General features: G+C 69.6%; 11 protein-coding genes. 3 read left to right on the plus strand and 8 right to left on the minus strand.

Annotated elements, in window-relative coordinates; all coding sequences use genetic code 11:
- Positions 1-148: 148 nt before the first annotated feature.
- On the minus strand, positions 149-1186 hold the full coding sequence (locus tag AB0I18_RS37980) for a 2-dehydropantoate 2-reductase N-terminal domain-containing protein (protein ID WP_363110268.1): 1038 nt from the start codon (positions 1184-1186) through the stop codon (positions 149-151).
- A gap of 104 nt (positions 1187-1290) precedes the next feature.
- Between AB0I18_RS37980 and AB0I18_RS37985 the strand changes: the two genes are divergently transcribed.
- Positions 1291-2184: a transglutaminase-like domain-containing protein gene (locus tag AB0I18_RS37985; RefSeq protein ID WP_363110269.1), complete on the plus strand. Its 894-nt coding sequence runs from the start codon at positions 1291-1293 to the stop codon at positions 2182-2184.
- Here AB0I18_RS37985 and AB0I18_RS37990 read toward each other — a convergent pair.
- Complete coding sequence (locus AB0I18_RS37990; protein ID WP_363110270.1) at positions 2129-2701, minus strand: DUF1697 domain-containing protein; 573 nt, start codon at positions 2699-2701, stop codon at positions 2129-2131. The genes AB0I18_RS37985 and AB0I18_RS37990 overlap by 56 nt on opposite strands.
- 281 nt (positions 2702-2982) lie before the next feature.
- Here AB0I18_RS37990 and AB0I18_RS37995 point away from each other — a divergent pair, with 281 nt between their 5' ends.
- A complete protein-coding gene (locus AB0I18_RS37995) occupies positions 2983-5259 on the plus strand; it encodes an MMPL family transporter (RefSeq protein WP_363110271.1) in 2277 nt (758 codons plus the stop codon).
- A 175-nt stretch (positions 5260-5434) separates the two neighbouring features.
- Here the strand turns inward: AB0I18_RS37995 and AB0I18_RS38000 are convergent, their stop codons facing one another.
- The 5 genes from AB0I18_RS38000 to AB0I18_RS38020 form a co-directional block, all read right to left on the minus strand.
- Positions 5435-6454 (minus strand): CDP-alcohol phosphatidyltransferase family protein, encoded by a 1020-nt coding sequence (locus AB0I18_RS38000; protein WP_363110272.1) that lies wholly within the window; start codon positions 6452-6454, stop codon positions 5435-5437.
- Positions 6455-6748: 294 nt separating this feature from the next.
- On the minus strand, positions 6749-7945 hold the full coding sequence (gene mgt / locus AB0I18_RS38005; RefSeq protein WP_363110273.1) for a macrolide-inactivating glycosyltransferase: 1197 nt from the start codon (positions 7943-7945) through the stop codon (positions 6749-6751).
- Between the two features lie 95 nt (positions 7946-8040).
- Positions 8041-9327 (minus strand): extracellular solute-binding protein, encoded by a 1287-nt coding sequence (locus tag AB0I18_RS38010; protein ID WP_363110274.1) that lies wholly within the window; start codon positions 9325-9327, stop codon positions 8041-8043.
- Positions 9328-9356: 29 nt separating this feature from the next.
- Positions 9357-10190 (minus strand): carbohydrate ABC transporter permease, encoded by an 834-nt coding sequence (locus AB0I18_RS38015; RefSeq protein ID WP_363110275.1) that lies wholly within the window; start codon positions 10188-10190, stop codon positions 9357-9359.
- The gene (locus AB0I18_RS38020; protein WP_363110276.1) at positions 10187-11131 is read right to left on the minus strand and encodes a sugar ABC transporter permease; all 945 of its coding nucleotides are present in this window, start codon (positions 11129-11131) and stop codon (positions 10187-10189) included. The genes AB0I18_RS38015 and AB0I18_RS38020 overlap by 4 nt, the downstream gene beginning before the upstream one ends.
- Before the next feature lie 190 nt (positions 11132-11321).
- On the opposite strand from AB0I18_RS38020, the gene AB0I18_RS38025 reads away from it, so the two are divergent.
- Complete coding sequence (locus AB0I18_RS38025; RefSeq protein ID WP_363110277.1) at positions 11322-12185, plus strand: aminoglycoside phosphotransferase family protein; 864 nt, start codon at positions 11322-11324, stop codon at positions 12183-12185.
- A 90-nt stretch (positions 12186-12275) separates the two neighbouring features.
- Here the strand turns inward: AB0I18_RS38025 and AB0I18_RS38030 are convergent, their stop codons facing one another.
- Positions 12276-13178 (minus strand): LysR family transcriptional regulator, encoded by a 903-nt coding sequence (locus tag AB0I18_RS38030; protein WP_363110278.1) that lies wholly within the window; start codon positions 13176-13178, stop codon positions 12276-12278.
- Positions 13179-13254 lie beyond the last annotated feature (76 nt).

The following is a 13254-nucleotide window of genomic DNA, read 5'->3' on the forward strand; positions in this document are numbered from 1 at the left end:
GGTCGAAGCCGAGGGCGTCGACGAGGCGTGTGACGGTGGCGAGGTCGTGCTCGTCGTCACCGGCGATCGCGATCGCTTTGCGTCCCGGGCCCCCAGGGATGGGACGGGTAGGGGCGGCGGGGGCGAGAGGAGCCGGTCGCGCGTCGTGCTAGGGGCGGAGCGCCGGGGTGTCCTGAACGGACGCGACGGCCTCGTCTGCCAGGTGCACCAGCTCGGCCATCTTCATCGAACCCGCCGCCCGGCGCTCGCGCGCGAACTCGTTCGCGAGCCGTTGCAGGAGGTCGTTGAGCGGGGTCGGTACGCCGTGCAACCGGCCCAGCAACGCGACCTCCCCGTTGAGATAGTCCGCCTCGATCGTCCCCGTACCCCGGTTCAGCGACTGCCAGGACGAGCCGGCGCCACGCTCGGAGCCGTCGAAGGGCTCAAACCGGATCTTGTCGGCGCGGGCCTGCTTCTGCTCCTCGTCGGAGGCATACGCGAGGCCCGCCGCGTCGAGGGCCGCCTCGCCCTCTGCACGGACGCGGCCGTAGAGCGCGATGCCCTCCTCACTGGTGAGCACCCCACTGACCGCCTCAATCGCGTTGGCGAGATTGCCGAGCAGCTTGGCGTACTGCCAGCGCGTCACATCGGTCACGACCGGCGCCTCGAAGCGGGACCGCTCCAGGTCGGCGGCGATGAGCCGGGCGGTCTCGTCCGTGCCGTGCGGATAGCGGCCGATGTGCAGGATGCCGGTGAGCGGCATCCCGGCGGCGGACACCACCCCCGGCTCGACGAACGTGGCGGGCAGCCACACGCAGACCCCGTACACCCGCCGGAAGCGGCGCAGCGCGAGCCGCTGGCTCTCCACACCGTTCTGCGCGCAGACCAGCGGCAGCCGCTCGGCCGCCGTACCGCCGCCCGCGACCGGCACCGGGCCCCAGGCCGCCAGGGCCGCCTCGCTGTCCTGCGTCTTGACGGCGAGCAGGAGTACGTCGTCCGCGCGCAGTTCGCCGAGTGCCCCGGGCCCGTCGACCGTGGGCAGCCGGTGGGTGTGCGGCCCGTCCGGGGTGACCAGGCGCAGTCCCCGGTCGCGCAGCGCCTCGTACTGCCCGCCGCGCGCGACCAGGACCACGTCGTGCCCCGACTCCGCGAGGCGGCCGCCGATGGCTCCGCCCACCGCCCCTGCTCCGATGATGATGTAGCGCATGTGTCCGAGCCTGCCACAGTCGTGTGTACGCCGGATCGCCCCGGCCCGGTTGCCGCCGCACCGGGTTGACCTTGCCCCTGGGGCAGAGCCGAGACTCCGGATCCATGGACTTCCACCTGAAGCAGAGCCCGTACAGCGATTCCGGTGACCTCTCGACCGCCGGACTTCCTCGGGATCCGGCCCAACTCGCCCGTGTGGTACGAGATCTGATCATCCATCGGGGCGAGGGCGAGCGTCTCGGGTACGCGATTCCGCCGGGCCCGCTTCACCGGGACGCCGAGTCACGGTACGTGACGGAGATACTGCGCGTTCTTCGGGAGCGCTCCGACCGGCCGCTCACCGAGCCGCGCGCGTTCGAGGAGCGGTTCGTCGGCACCTGCCGGGACTTCTCCCTGCTGCTGTGCTCGCTGCTGCGGGCCACGGGAACGCCGGCCCGTATCCGCTGCGGCTTCGCCACCTACTTCGTCGAGGGCTTCCACGAGGACCACTGGGTGACCGAGTACCGCCTGCCGGACGGCAGTTGGCGGCTCGTGGACGCGCAGATCGCGTCCGGCCCGTACGACGTGTCCTTCGATCCGCTGAACGTACCGAGGGACAGCTTTGTCGTCGCGGGGCAGGCCTGGCGGGAGTGCCGGGCCGGCCGGGCCGATCCCGGCACCTTCGGTGTCAGCTGGCTCCCGGCCTTCAAGGGCCTGTGGTACATCCGCTCCAACGTCCTGCACGACCTAGCCGCGTTCAACGGCGTGGAGGTACTGCCCTGGGACGGCTGGGGCCCGGAGATCCGCGACGACGGGGCGCTCACCGAGGACCAACTCGCCCTGATCGACACCGTCTCGGCGGCGGACGGGTCCGAGGACGAGCTACGACGGCTGTACCAGGACCCGCGGCTCACCGTTCCGGACGAGATCGTCTCGTACACCGCCTACACCGGCACGCGGAAGATCACTCTGCGCCCGAGGAGCCGTCGGCCGGACCACGCGTCAACTCCGCGAGTTTGACGACCGTGTTCCAGTTGCGCGTGGTCGCGATGATCCCCTTCAGCAGCCGGGGCTTCGACAGGTTCTCGGCCAGTTTGGAGCGGCCGAGGCCGTCGGGTGCGTAGAGGTAGAGGACGCGGTCGCCGAGGCGGAACTCCTCGGGCAGGAAGGCCTGTTGGTCGATCGACGCGAAACGTGCGGGGTCGACGGGCGCCGAGAAGTAGGTGGCGTGCAGCTGTTTGGCCTCCAGGTCGGCGGCCGGGAACGGGCAGGCGTCGAGGACGGCCCGGAGATACGCGTGGTCGCGGACCAGCACGTCGACCGTGAAGCCGAAGTGCTTCTCCATCGCCTGTGTCAGCTCCGCGGCGAGTGACTCCTCGTCCCCGTGATCGCAGGCGAAGACGGCGTTCCCGCTCTGGAGGTACGTGCCTACGTCGCTGTACCCGAGGCTCTCCATCAGGGTGCGCAGCTCGGCCATCGGCACCTTCTTGGTGCCGCCCACGTTGATCCCGCGCAACAGCGCCGCATACGTCGTCATCCGCACACCATAGAGCGGCCGTGGCGCCCGGTGGGGTGAGCACGACGGCCGTGCGGGCGTCGTGGGCTTGACATCGGGCCCCTCATAGTGACCCCGAGAAGCCCCCTTACATGTAGGGGGCGCACATCCTCCTCAGTGCTGACGTCACGCGGTCCGAGCGGAGGAGTCACGCCCGCCCTACCTCACCGGGCAGCACGACGATAGGTCCTTATCCGCCCCATACCTTCGAAACAGTGGTGCCGGCAGGGGGCCGTCACCGAAGACGAGGGGGCAAGCCCGTCATGGGGAACGGAGACACACGGGTGCGGGGTCTGGCCGCGCGGGCCGGCGGCTGGAGCGCCAGGCACCGCTGGGCGGCCGTCGGGATATGGATACTTTTCGTCGTCCTGGCGATGGGGCTCGGCTCTGCGGCGGGCACGGTCGAGGTCAAGGACAGCGAGCAGCTCAGCGGCGAGACGAGCCGCGCCGCGGCCATCGCCGAGGACGCGGGGATCGAGGAACCGGCCGGGGAGACCGTGCTCATCCAGGGCAGGGACTCGGGCGTCAAGGCGACGGACACCGAGGTCCGCACCGCGGTCGACGCCGTGATGAAGGCGGTCGAGGCCACCGGCAAGGTGACGGACGTGACCTCGCCGTACGACACGGACTCGATATCGAAGGACGGCCGCAGCGCGCTCGTGCAGTTCGACATGCGCGGTTCGGCGGACACGGCGGGCGAGCGGGTGGAGCCCGTGCTCAAGGCCGTTGAGGACGTACAGAAGGACCACGGCTCGCTGCGGATCGAGGAGATCGGCAGCGCCAGCATGAACAAGACGTTCGACGACGCGTTCGGCGACGACTTCAAGCAGGCCGAGTACTCCGCCGTGCCGGTGGCCCTCGGGATTCTGCTGGTCGCGTTCGGCGCGGTGGTGGCGGCGCTGGTGCCGGTGGCGCTCGCGATCACCGCGATCGTGGCGACGATGGGCCTGATGGGGCTCGTCAGCCATCTGCAGCCGATGGACGACACCGCAAGCTCCGTGATGCTGCTGGTCGGCCTGGCGGTCGGCGTCGACTACTGCCTGTTCTACCTGCGCCGTGAGCGTGAGGAGCGGGCGGCGGGCCGGGACCCCGAGACGGCGCTGCGGATCGCCGCGGCGACCAGTGGCCGCGCCATCATCGTCTCCGGTGTCACGGTGTGCGTGGCGATGGCGGGCATGCTGTTCACCGGGCTCGCCACCTTCCAGGCCATGGGTCTGGCCTCGCTGATGGTCGTGGCGGTCGCCATGGTCGGCTCGGTGACGGTGCTGCCCGCGCTGCTCTCGCTGCTCGGTCACCGGGTCGAGAAGGGGCGGATTCCGTTCCTGCACCCGGACAAGCGGCGAGCGCGCAACGCCCGTTCGGGGAAGCCCGTCAACGGTGAGAGCCGGTTCTGGACGAGCGTGCTGCGGGTGGTGCTGGCGAAGCCGGGGATCTCGCTGGTGGTCGCGGCGGGTGCGCTGCTGGCGATCGCGGCTCCCGCGCTCGGTATGAAGACCCAGAACCTCACGCTGGACCAGGAGTTCGGGGACTCACTGCCGATCGTGGCGACGTACGAGCGGGTGAACGAGGCCTTCCCCGGCGGGTCCGACCCGGCCGAGGTGGTCGTCAAGGCCGACGACATCAACTCCGCCGAGGTGAAGTCGGCGATCGCCGACTTCCGTGCGCAGGCGGTCAGTTCGGGTGCCTCACGCGGTCCGGTCGAGGTCAAGGTGCACGACAGCCAGAACCTGGCCTTCGTGTACGTGCCCCTGGTGGGCGGCTCGGATCTCGACAAGGCCGAGAAGAGCCTGGAGACCATCCGCGACGAGGTCCGTCCCGCGACGCTCGGCAAGGTCGACGGGGTCGAGGCGCCGGTGACCGGTCAGGTCGCGGGCTCGAAGGACTTCAACGACCAGCTCGCCGGCTCGGTGGCCCCGGTCTTCGTGTTCGTCGTGGTCTTCGCCTTCCTGCTGATGCTCCTGTCGTTCCGCTCGCTGACGATCGCGATCACCTCGATCGTCCTCAACCTCCTTTCGGTGGGAGCGGCCTACGGCATCCTGGTCGGCGTCTTCCAGCACGGCTGGGGCGCGTCGCTGGTGGGCGCGGAGGGGGTGGGCGCCATCATCACCTGGCTGCCGCTGTTCCTCTTCGTGATCCTCTTCGGGCTCTCGATGGACTACCACGTGTTCGTGGTCTCGCGGATCCGTGAGGCGCGGTTGCGGGGTCTGTCCACACGGGACGCCATCCAGCACGGGGTGGTCACCACGGCGGGTGTCGTCACCAGCGCCGCCGTCATCATGGTCGCCGTCTTCGCGATCTTCGGCACGCTGTCCATGCAGTCCATGAAGCAGATGGGTGTGGGCCTCGCGGCCGCGGTGCTCATCGACGCCACGATCATCCGCGGGGTGCTGCTCCCGGCGGTCATGGCCCTGCTCGGCGAGCGCAACTGGTACTTCCCGAAGTGGCTGAACCGCCTGCCGGACCTCACGCACGACGAGGCCGCCGAGGCGGTCGCCACGCCGCAGCCTCCGGCGGTCGAGGGCGAGAAGGTCGGAGTCTGACCGATCCGATCGGGGACGAGGACGGCGGCGGGGCGGGGTGTGCTCAACACCCCGCCCCGCCGCCGCATGCCCCGTAAGGGGCGCGGGGAACGGCGCGACCAGCCCCCACCGGCCCGCACCCGCGGCGGAGCCGCACGTCGATACATCAAGCATCACCGCGCCTCCAGCGGAGCGCTCACGCCGCTGCGGCCACCTCGTCCCGTTCGAAGGAGTCGATCGTGCGGGTGAAGTCGCGGGTGGAGAGCAACAGCTTGTAGACGATGGCGAGTTCGAAGACCAGGAGCAGAGCGCCGGAGACGAGCGTCACGGCGATCACCTGGTCGATGAGCGGGCCGACGATGAAGACACCCATCTGGAACTCGATGCCACTGATCAGGTGGGCGCGGATGCGGTGGCGCAACAGGAAGGAGCGGAGCCGGAGATAGGTCGGGAAGCGGTGCCTGAACTCCTGGTGCAGGTCGATGACCTTGGCCGACGGCTGCGCCTGGGGCCCCGCCTCGTCCTCCGCCTCCGCCTCGGGCAAGCCCTGCCCCTGACCCTGACCCGGCTCCTGCTCCAGCTCCTGCCCGAGCGCCGCCGCCTTGCGCAGATCCTGCTCGATGTCCGCCTCGGGGTTGTTGCGCAGCAGGTCCTCCATGAAGGCGACGCCCGCGTCGTCCTCGGCCCGGCGGGCCTCCCGGATACGGGCCTTGATCTGCTTGCGCATGGTGTGCCGGGTCTTGAAGATCTCCAGCGAGTTGATGTACCGCAGGCCGTCGAGGAAGACGACGACGGCCGCGAGCCAGATGTAGGTGGTGTCTCCGGTGCGCTGGAACTGCCCGGCCATCAGCGCGATCGCGCAGACCATGACGCGGATACGGTCGAAGACGAAGTCCAGCCAGGCCCCGAACACGGAGCCCTGGCCGGTGAGCCGGGCCACCTTCCCGTCCATGCAGTCGAGAATGAAACTCAGGTGGTAGACGACCGCACCGGCGATCAGCCACCGCCAGTCACCGAGCGCGAAACACGCCGCCGAGGCCAGCCCGAGCAGGAACGCGCCCCAGGTGATCTGGTTCGGCGTGACCTTCGTACGCATCGCGGTGAGCCTCACCAGCGGCGTGGCGACCGGGTCGACGAGCAGCACGGTCCACCAGGCGTCACGCTTCTTCTGGGTGATACGGCGCACTTCTGCGAGGGGCGGTATGTCTCGGCGCATAGGTCAACTTCCCAAAGTTCGTATCGAGTTCACCGCACGCTAAGAAGTTGTTCAGGGAAGTGACAAGGAGTGATCCGTACAACCTTTCTCCGGGGTAACGGTCTCACTCAGTAACCCTGTCAATGAGCCGCCCGGGCCGAGACCGCGTTATCCGAGCGTTACCGAATGACCTTCCCGTTATCCAAAGTGCGCCATGGCTTCACTATTCGCGTACAACCGTGACGCGCGGGCATTCGCAGTTCGCTGACGGTCACGCAATCGGTGCTCTTCCGAGCCCTTCCGAGCGAATCCGGGTCAGCGTCGGAGTTCCGCCTCGATCAGATCCGCCGCCCCCTTCGTGCCGCCCTCCGTCGCCATTCCCTCCTGGATCTCCTTGAGCCGTCGGGCCGCCTCCGGGTCGGCGGTCATCGCGAGGACGGCCTCGCGCAGGGTCTCGGCCGTCGCCTCCTCCATCGGTACGTGGCGGGCGACCCCGAGGGCCTGAAGCATGTCCGCGTTGCCGAACTGGTCGACGGCCTGGGGTACGCAGACCATGGGCGTGGCGGTGGCCAGCCCTTCCTGGCTGCTGCCCGCGCCGGCGTGCGTGATGAACGCGTCGGCCTGCTTCAGGATCGCCAACTGCGGTACCCAGTCGCGGACTTCCACGTTCCCCGGGACCTCGCCGAGTTCGGCCGGGTCGACGTGCTTGCCGATCTGGAGCACCACATGCCAGCCGGGGAGATCACCGAACGCCTTGACGCACTCCCGGTAGAAGCCGGGCTGTTTCGTGAAGGTCGACCCCAGGGACACGAGGAGTACGCGCTCGGCGGCGGCCGGCCGCTGCCAGTCTCCCTGCGCCTTGCGGTCACCCTGGCAGGCGCCGACGAAGGTGTAGCGGTTCTCGTCGACCCGGTCGGCGTTCGGCTGGAGCGCCTTGGGGATGAGGACGAGGCAGCGGTCGGGGCGGCCCATGAAGTCCTCGACACTCAGGTCCATGCCGCTGTCGGCGATCCAGCGCGCGAAGGTCTCGTAGAAGGCCTTGCCGCGCGGCGTCTGCTTCAGCGGCTCGAACGTCGGCTTGCCGACCTCCTCCTCGTAGCCCTCCCAGGCCACCAGGTTCGGCGACAGCTGCACGATGGGTACGCCCCAGCGGTGGGCCAGGGTCCTGGCCGGGTAGGCCGTGATGTCGTAGAGCACCAGGTCCGGCTCATCGCCCTCGTACGCGGCGGCGAGCTGCGGCTCCGCCTGGAGGGCGTCGGCGAGGAACGGCTCGATGTTGTCGATCAGCTCGGTCCCCCACGCGTCCGGGTCGTCGTCGGTGGGCAGCGTCGAGTTCCACAGCTTCGGCTCGGCACCCGTCTCCGCGACCTTCTCGGCGAAGGTGGGCGGAATCGCGTAAGTGACCCGGTGACCGCGGGCGACGAGTTCCCGGATCACCTCGATGCTCGGGTTCACATGCCCGTGGGCGGCGATGGAGAACATGGCGATGTGGGCGGGGCGTGGTGTGGTCATGACGTTGACCCTAGACGAGACGAGACGTCTCGTGCAACCTAATTTCGGCGACAGTCATCCGGATGTCGGGCAGGGGCACCCAGGGCAGGCGGCTCTCAGCGCTGGTAGCGGGCCAGCACCAAGTTCCCGTCCTCCACGAGGCGTTCGCGTAGTTCGTCAAGCCCGATCGCCCCGCTGTAGTACTCCTGGAGCGCGGGTGTCGCCACCTTGTCCTTCCACTCCGGATAGCCCCGTACGGACTGTGCGGGCGCCGACCGCAGATGCTCGGCGAGGGCGGTGCCGGTCGCCCAGTCGTTCTCGTCCGTGTGGAGTGCCGGGTCCCTGAGGGCCTCGGTGCCGGTGGGCAGCATCCAGTCGCCGAGCGCGAGCCGCACCATGTTCTCCGGCCGGAGCAGGAAGTCGATGAACTCGACGGCCTCCTTCTTGTGCGGGCTGTCCTCCGCGACGGACAGTGTCTGCGGACTCACGCCCTGAGTGAGCCCGTCGGCGCCGGCCGGCGCGGGCAGCACCTGCCAGTCGAACCCCTTGGGCGCCTGCTGCACGATCTGCTGCCGGTAGGAGAACCCGAGCGGGATCATCGCGTACTTCCCGCCGAAGAAGCCGGGCAGCGTGTCGGAGCCACCACTTCCGAGGGTCGAACCCGACGCGCTCCCATCGGTGTTGACCTGGTCGTGGATGGTGCGCGGCACCACCTCGTCCGTCTTGTCGAAGCGGATCCTCACCTTGCCGTCCGCGCTCCGGTGGAACAGCTGCCCGCCGGTCGACATCGACAGGTTGAGCGTGGCCGAGACGGGGTCCTTGAGCGGCCAGGCAACGCCGTATTTCCCGTCCCCGCCGCTCAGTTCACCGGTGATCCTCCTGAACTCGCCCCAACTCCACGGCTTTTCGGGCGTCGGCACGCGCACCCCGGACTCCTTGAGCCAGCTGGCGTTGGCGATCAGGACGCGCGGCTCCTGGAGGAACGGCACCCCGTAGATCCCGTCCCCGAACGTCGCTGTCTCCCAACTCCGCTGCGGGATATCGGACTTGAGCCGCCCGGGCAGCAGGTCGCGGAGGTCCGCGAGATAGCCGCCGTACGCGAAGTCCGCGAGGTCGTCGGACGCGTCATGGATGATGTCCGGCGCCTCTCCACCTTCAAAGGAGGTCAGCAGCTGGTCGTGGACGCTGTCCCAACTCCCTTGTACGTACTCGACCCGCACGTCCGGATGGCGGGCGTTCCACTCCTTCACCAGCTCCTTGTTGACATCGACGGACTCCTCCTGCCAGGCCAGGGACTGGAAGCGGAGGGTGACACGGCCGTCCTCCGAACCGCTGTCGTCGCCCGTACAGCCGCCGGTGAGCAGGAGCCCCACGACCAGCACGCTGAACAACCTCGTACGCATCAGCCTCGTGTGCACCATCCTCGTCCGCATCAGCTCTTCACCGCCCCGGCGAGCATCCCGCCCGTGATCCGCTTCTGGATGATCGCGAAGACGACCAGCGACGGCAGGGTCGCCAGGAACGCGGCCGCGGCCAGCGGTCCGAGGTCCGCGACGCCCTCCGCGCCGAGGAAGTGGGTGAGTACGACCGGCAAGGTCTGTTTCTCCGGCGTCTTGAGCAGCACGAGGGCGAAGAAGAACTCGTTCCACGCACTGATGAACGCGAACAGTGCCGTGGCCACGATGCCGGGCACGAGCAGCGGCGCGGTGATGGAGACGAGCGTGCGCACCTTGCCCGCGCCGTCCACCGCCGCGGCCTCCTCCAGCTCGGCCGGCACGGCCCGTACGTACCCCACGAGCATCCACAGCGCGAACGGCAGCGCCCACACCACGTACACCATCACCAGTCCCGGTACGGAGTTGATCAGCCGGAGGTTCTTCAGGACCAGGAACAGCGGAATGATCACCAGCACGAACGGAAACGCCTGGCTGACCACGACCCATCCCGTCGCCGCCTTCGCGAGCCGGGTGCGGTGCCGGGCCATGACGAACGCCATCGGGGTCGCGATCAGTACGGCGATCACGGCCGCGCCGAGCGCCGCGATCAGGGAGTTGAGCGCGGCGTCCAGGAGCGGCTGCTCGTCGAAGGCCTGCCGGAAGTTGGCGAAGGTGGGGTCCTTGGGGATCCAGGTGGGGTGCAGGCTGCCCAGTTCGCGCGGCGGCTTGAAGGCGGTGGAGATCAGCCAGAGGAAGGGGAAGGCCAGGAAGACGAGATACCCGAGGAGGGCGAGGTACTGACCCGTACGGGCCGCTTTTCCTGTCTTCACGCGTCCTCGCCGCCCTTCAGCCGGCCGACCAGGTAGAAGGCCAGGATCACCGAGATCACCGCGACCATCACACAGCCCATCGCCGCCGCGTAGCCGAACTGGCCGTAGCGGAACGCCTCTTCGTACGCGAACAGCATCGGCAGCCGGGTGCGGCCGCCGGGACCGCCGTTGGTCAGCACGTAGACCAGGGCGAATGAATTGAAGTTCCAGATGAAGTTGAGCGCGGTGATGGCGAGCGCGACCGGTTTGAGGGCGGGCCAGGTGACCGTGCGGAAGCGGCGCCAGGCGCCGGCGCCGTCCATCGCGGCCGCCTCGTGGAGTTCGCGCGGGGTGTTCTGCAGTCCGGCGAGCAGGGCGACCGTCGTCTGGGGCATGCCCGCCCAGACGCCGACGACGATCACCGCGGGCAGTGCCGTGGCCAGCCCGCTCAGCCAGTCACGGCCGTCACCGAGGCCCAGGTCGCGGATCGTCTCGTTGAGGATGCCCGCGTCCGCGTTGTAGACGAGCCGCCACATGATGCCGACGACGACCTCGGGCATGGCCCACGGGATGATCGCCAGTGCCCGTGCGAGCCAGCGCAGCTTCAACTCCTGGTTGAGCAGGAGCGCGAGCCCGAGGGCGAGCAGGAACTGGGGGACGGTGACACCCACCGCCCACAGCAGACCGATCCGGAACGAGTCCCAGAACAGCGTGTCGTGCAGCAGGTCCTGGAAGTTGAGGGTGCCGATCCACTCCGTGGGCTCGGTGCGGCCCGACTGGGAGTCGGTGAACGCCAACGAGATCCCGTAGAGGAGCGGCCCCACGCTGAGCACCAGGATCGGGATCAGCGCAGGCAGCACCAGGAACCAGGCACCGTGGTCGACGGGACGGCCGCCCGCTCCGGCGGCACCGGATCCCGGCGCGCGCTTCCTTGACCGCGTCCTCGCGGTCGCCAATGTCACGGAATCGGCTCCTTCGGGCGGCGCGTGGGGGTCCGGCCGTCCCGGCGGCCCCCGTCATGGTCGTGAAGCCGGACTACCTCGTCAAGGCACCGCGCACACGGTCCGACCTGTGCGAATGCGACACTGGCCGACGGATGGCGTGAACACGACGCCGTTAGCGCGCCGTACGCGCGAGACACGGAGGCGAAGGATGGACGAGGCACAGGCGCGGGACGTGCTGGCCGTGGCGGGTGCGCTGCCCGGTCCGGCCCGGGACGCACAGCTCCTCGCCCTGGGCGAGAACGCGGTGTTCGCCGCCGGTGACCTGGTGGTCAAGGTGGGCCGCAGCGCCGAACTCCTCGACCGCGCGCGCCGGGAGCTGGACATCGCGCTCTGGCTCGCCGACGCCGATGTTCCCGCCGTGCGGGCCTCCGAACCCGAGCCACTGTTGGTGAACGGTCACCCGGTGACGGTGTGGCACCGGCTGCCCGATCCCGTACGCCCCGCCGAACCGCGCGATTTGGCCGAACTCCTGCGGGCGGTGCACGCGCTCGCGCCTCCTCCCTTCGCGTTGCCGCCCCGCGAACTGCTGAACGGTGTCGAGCGCTGGCTGCGGCTCGCGGGCGACACGGTCGACCCGGCGGACGCCGCGTATCTGCGCGAGCGCCGGGACGGTTTCGCGGTGGCCGCCGCCGCGCTGACCCCGCACCTTCCGCCCGGCCCGATCCATGGCGACGCCCTGCCCCGCAACGTCCATGTCGGCCCCGGCGGACCGGTCCTGGTCGACCTGGAGACCTTCTCCGCCGACCTGCGCGAGCACGACCTGGTGGTCATGGCACTGTCCCGCGACCGGTACGGGCTGCCGGCCGAGGCCTACGACGCGTTCACGGAGACGTACGGCTGGGATGTGCGCGAGTGGGACGGCTGCGGTGTGCTGCGCGGAGCGCGCGAGACGGCCAGCTGCGCCTGGGTCGCCCAGCACGCGCCCAGCAACCCGAAGGCACTGGCGGAGTTCAAGCGCCGGGTGGCATCTTTGCGGGACGGCGACGAAACGGTTCGCTGGTATCCGTTCTGAGCGCAACCGGTGCCCCGTAAGGGGCGCGGGGAACTGCGCGACCAGCCACGGACGGCCCGCAGTCATCGAACCGCGCTTCCCGCGGAGCGGTCAGCCTCGCCCCCGAATCGTCCCGGCCGCCCGGTGCAGCTCCGCGAGAACCGTGCGTACGGCCCTGCGCGCCGTGCGCTCGGGGCGGTGGAGCGCGTCGATGTGCCGTCGGGCCTGGACGCCGCTGAGCGGTTTGAGGACCAGCGCGGGATGCGGGCGGGTGGTCCAACGGGGCATCAGGGCAACGCCCCCACCGGCGGCCACGGCCTCGGCGACCACGGCGAACTCGTTGATGCGGTGGGCGAGATGGAGCCTGCGGCCCGCCGCGGTGGCGATGGCCTCGATGGTCGCCATCAGGGGAAAGCCGTCGTGCACGGTGATCCAGGGCTCGTCGGCCACATCACGTGGTACGAGCCGCCGCTTGGCCGCCAGGGGGTGGCCGGCGGGCATGGCCACATCGAGCGGTTCACGCAGGAGCGTGGTGGCGGTCACAGTCCGCGGCCACGGCGGGGCGTGTTCCAGGCGGTGGGCCAGCACGAGGTCGTACTCCCGGGTCAAGGGCGGGAAGTCGTCCTGCGCGACATCCTCGTCGGCGAGGGCCAGCCGAGGCCCGCCGGACGCGGCCAGCCCCCGTAGCAACAAGGGAAAGAACGCCGAACCCGCGCTGTGGAAGGCCGCCACCGACACCTCGCCGTCCGGCCGGTCGACGAACTCGGCGACGGTGTGCCGCGCCCGCTCCAGTGCCGTCTCCACCTCGATCGCCGCGCCGGCCAGCGCCTGCCCGGCGTCGGTGAGCACCAGCCGCCGCCCCTGGCGCTCGGTGAGCGGGACGGGAATCGCGCGTTGCAGCAGCCGCAGCTGCTGGGAAATCGCCGAGGGCGTCACCAGCAGCGCCTCGGCGACCGCCGTGACGCTGCCCAGGTCGCCCAGCTCACGGAGGATGCGCAGCTGCCGTTCGTCCATGCCCTCAGCCTAGAGGTCGATGTAGGGAAGCTACATGGTTGCTTAAGAAGCTGGCACTGGGCTTCAGGGATGGGAA

The organism is Streptomyces sp. NPDC050704 (genome assembly GCF_040654355.1).
Lineage (GTDB): Bacteria > Actinomycetota > Actinomycetes > Streptomycetales > Streptomycetaceae > Streptomyces.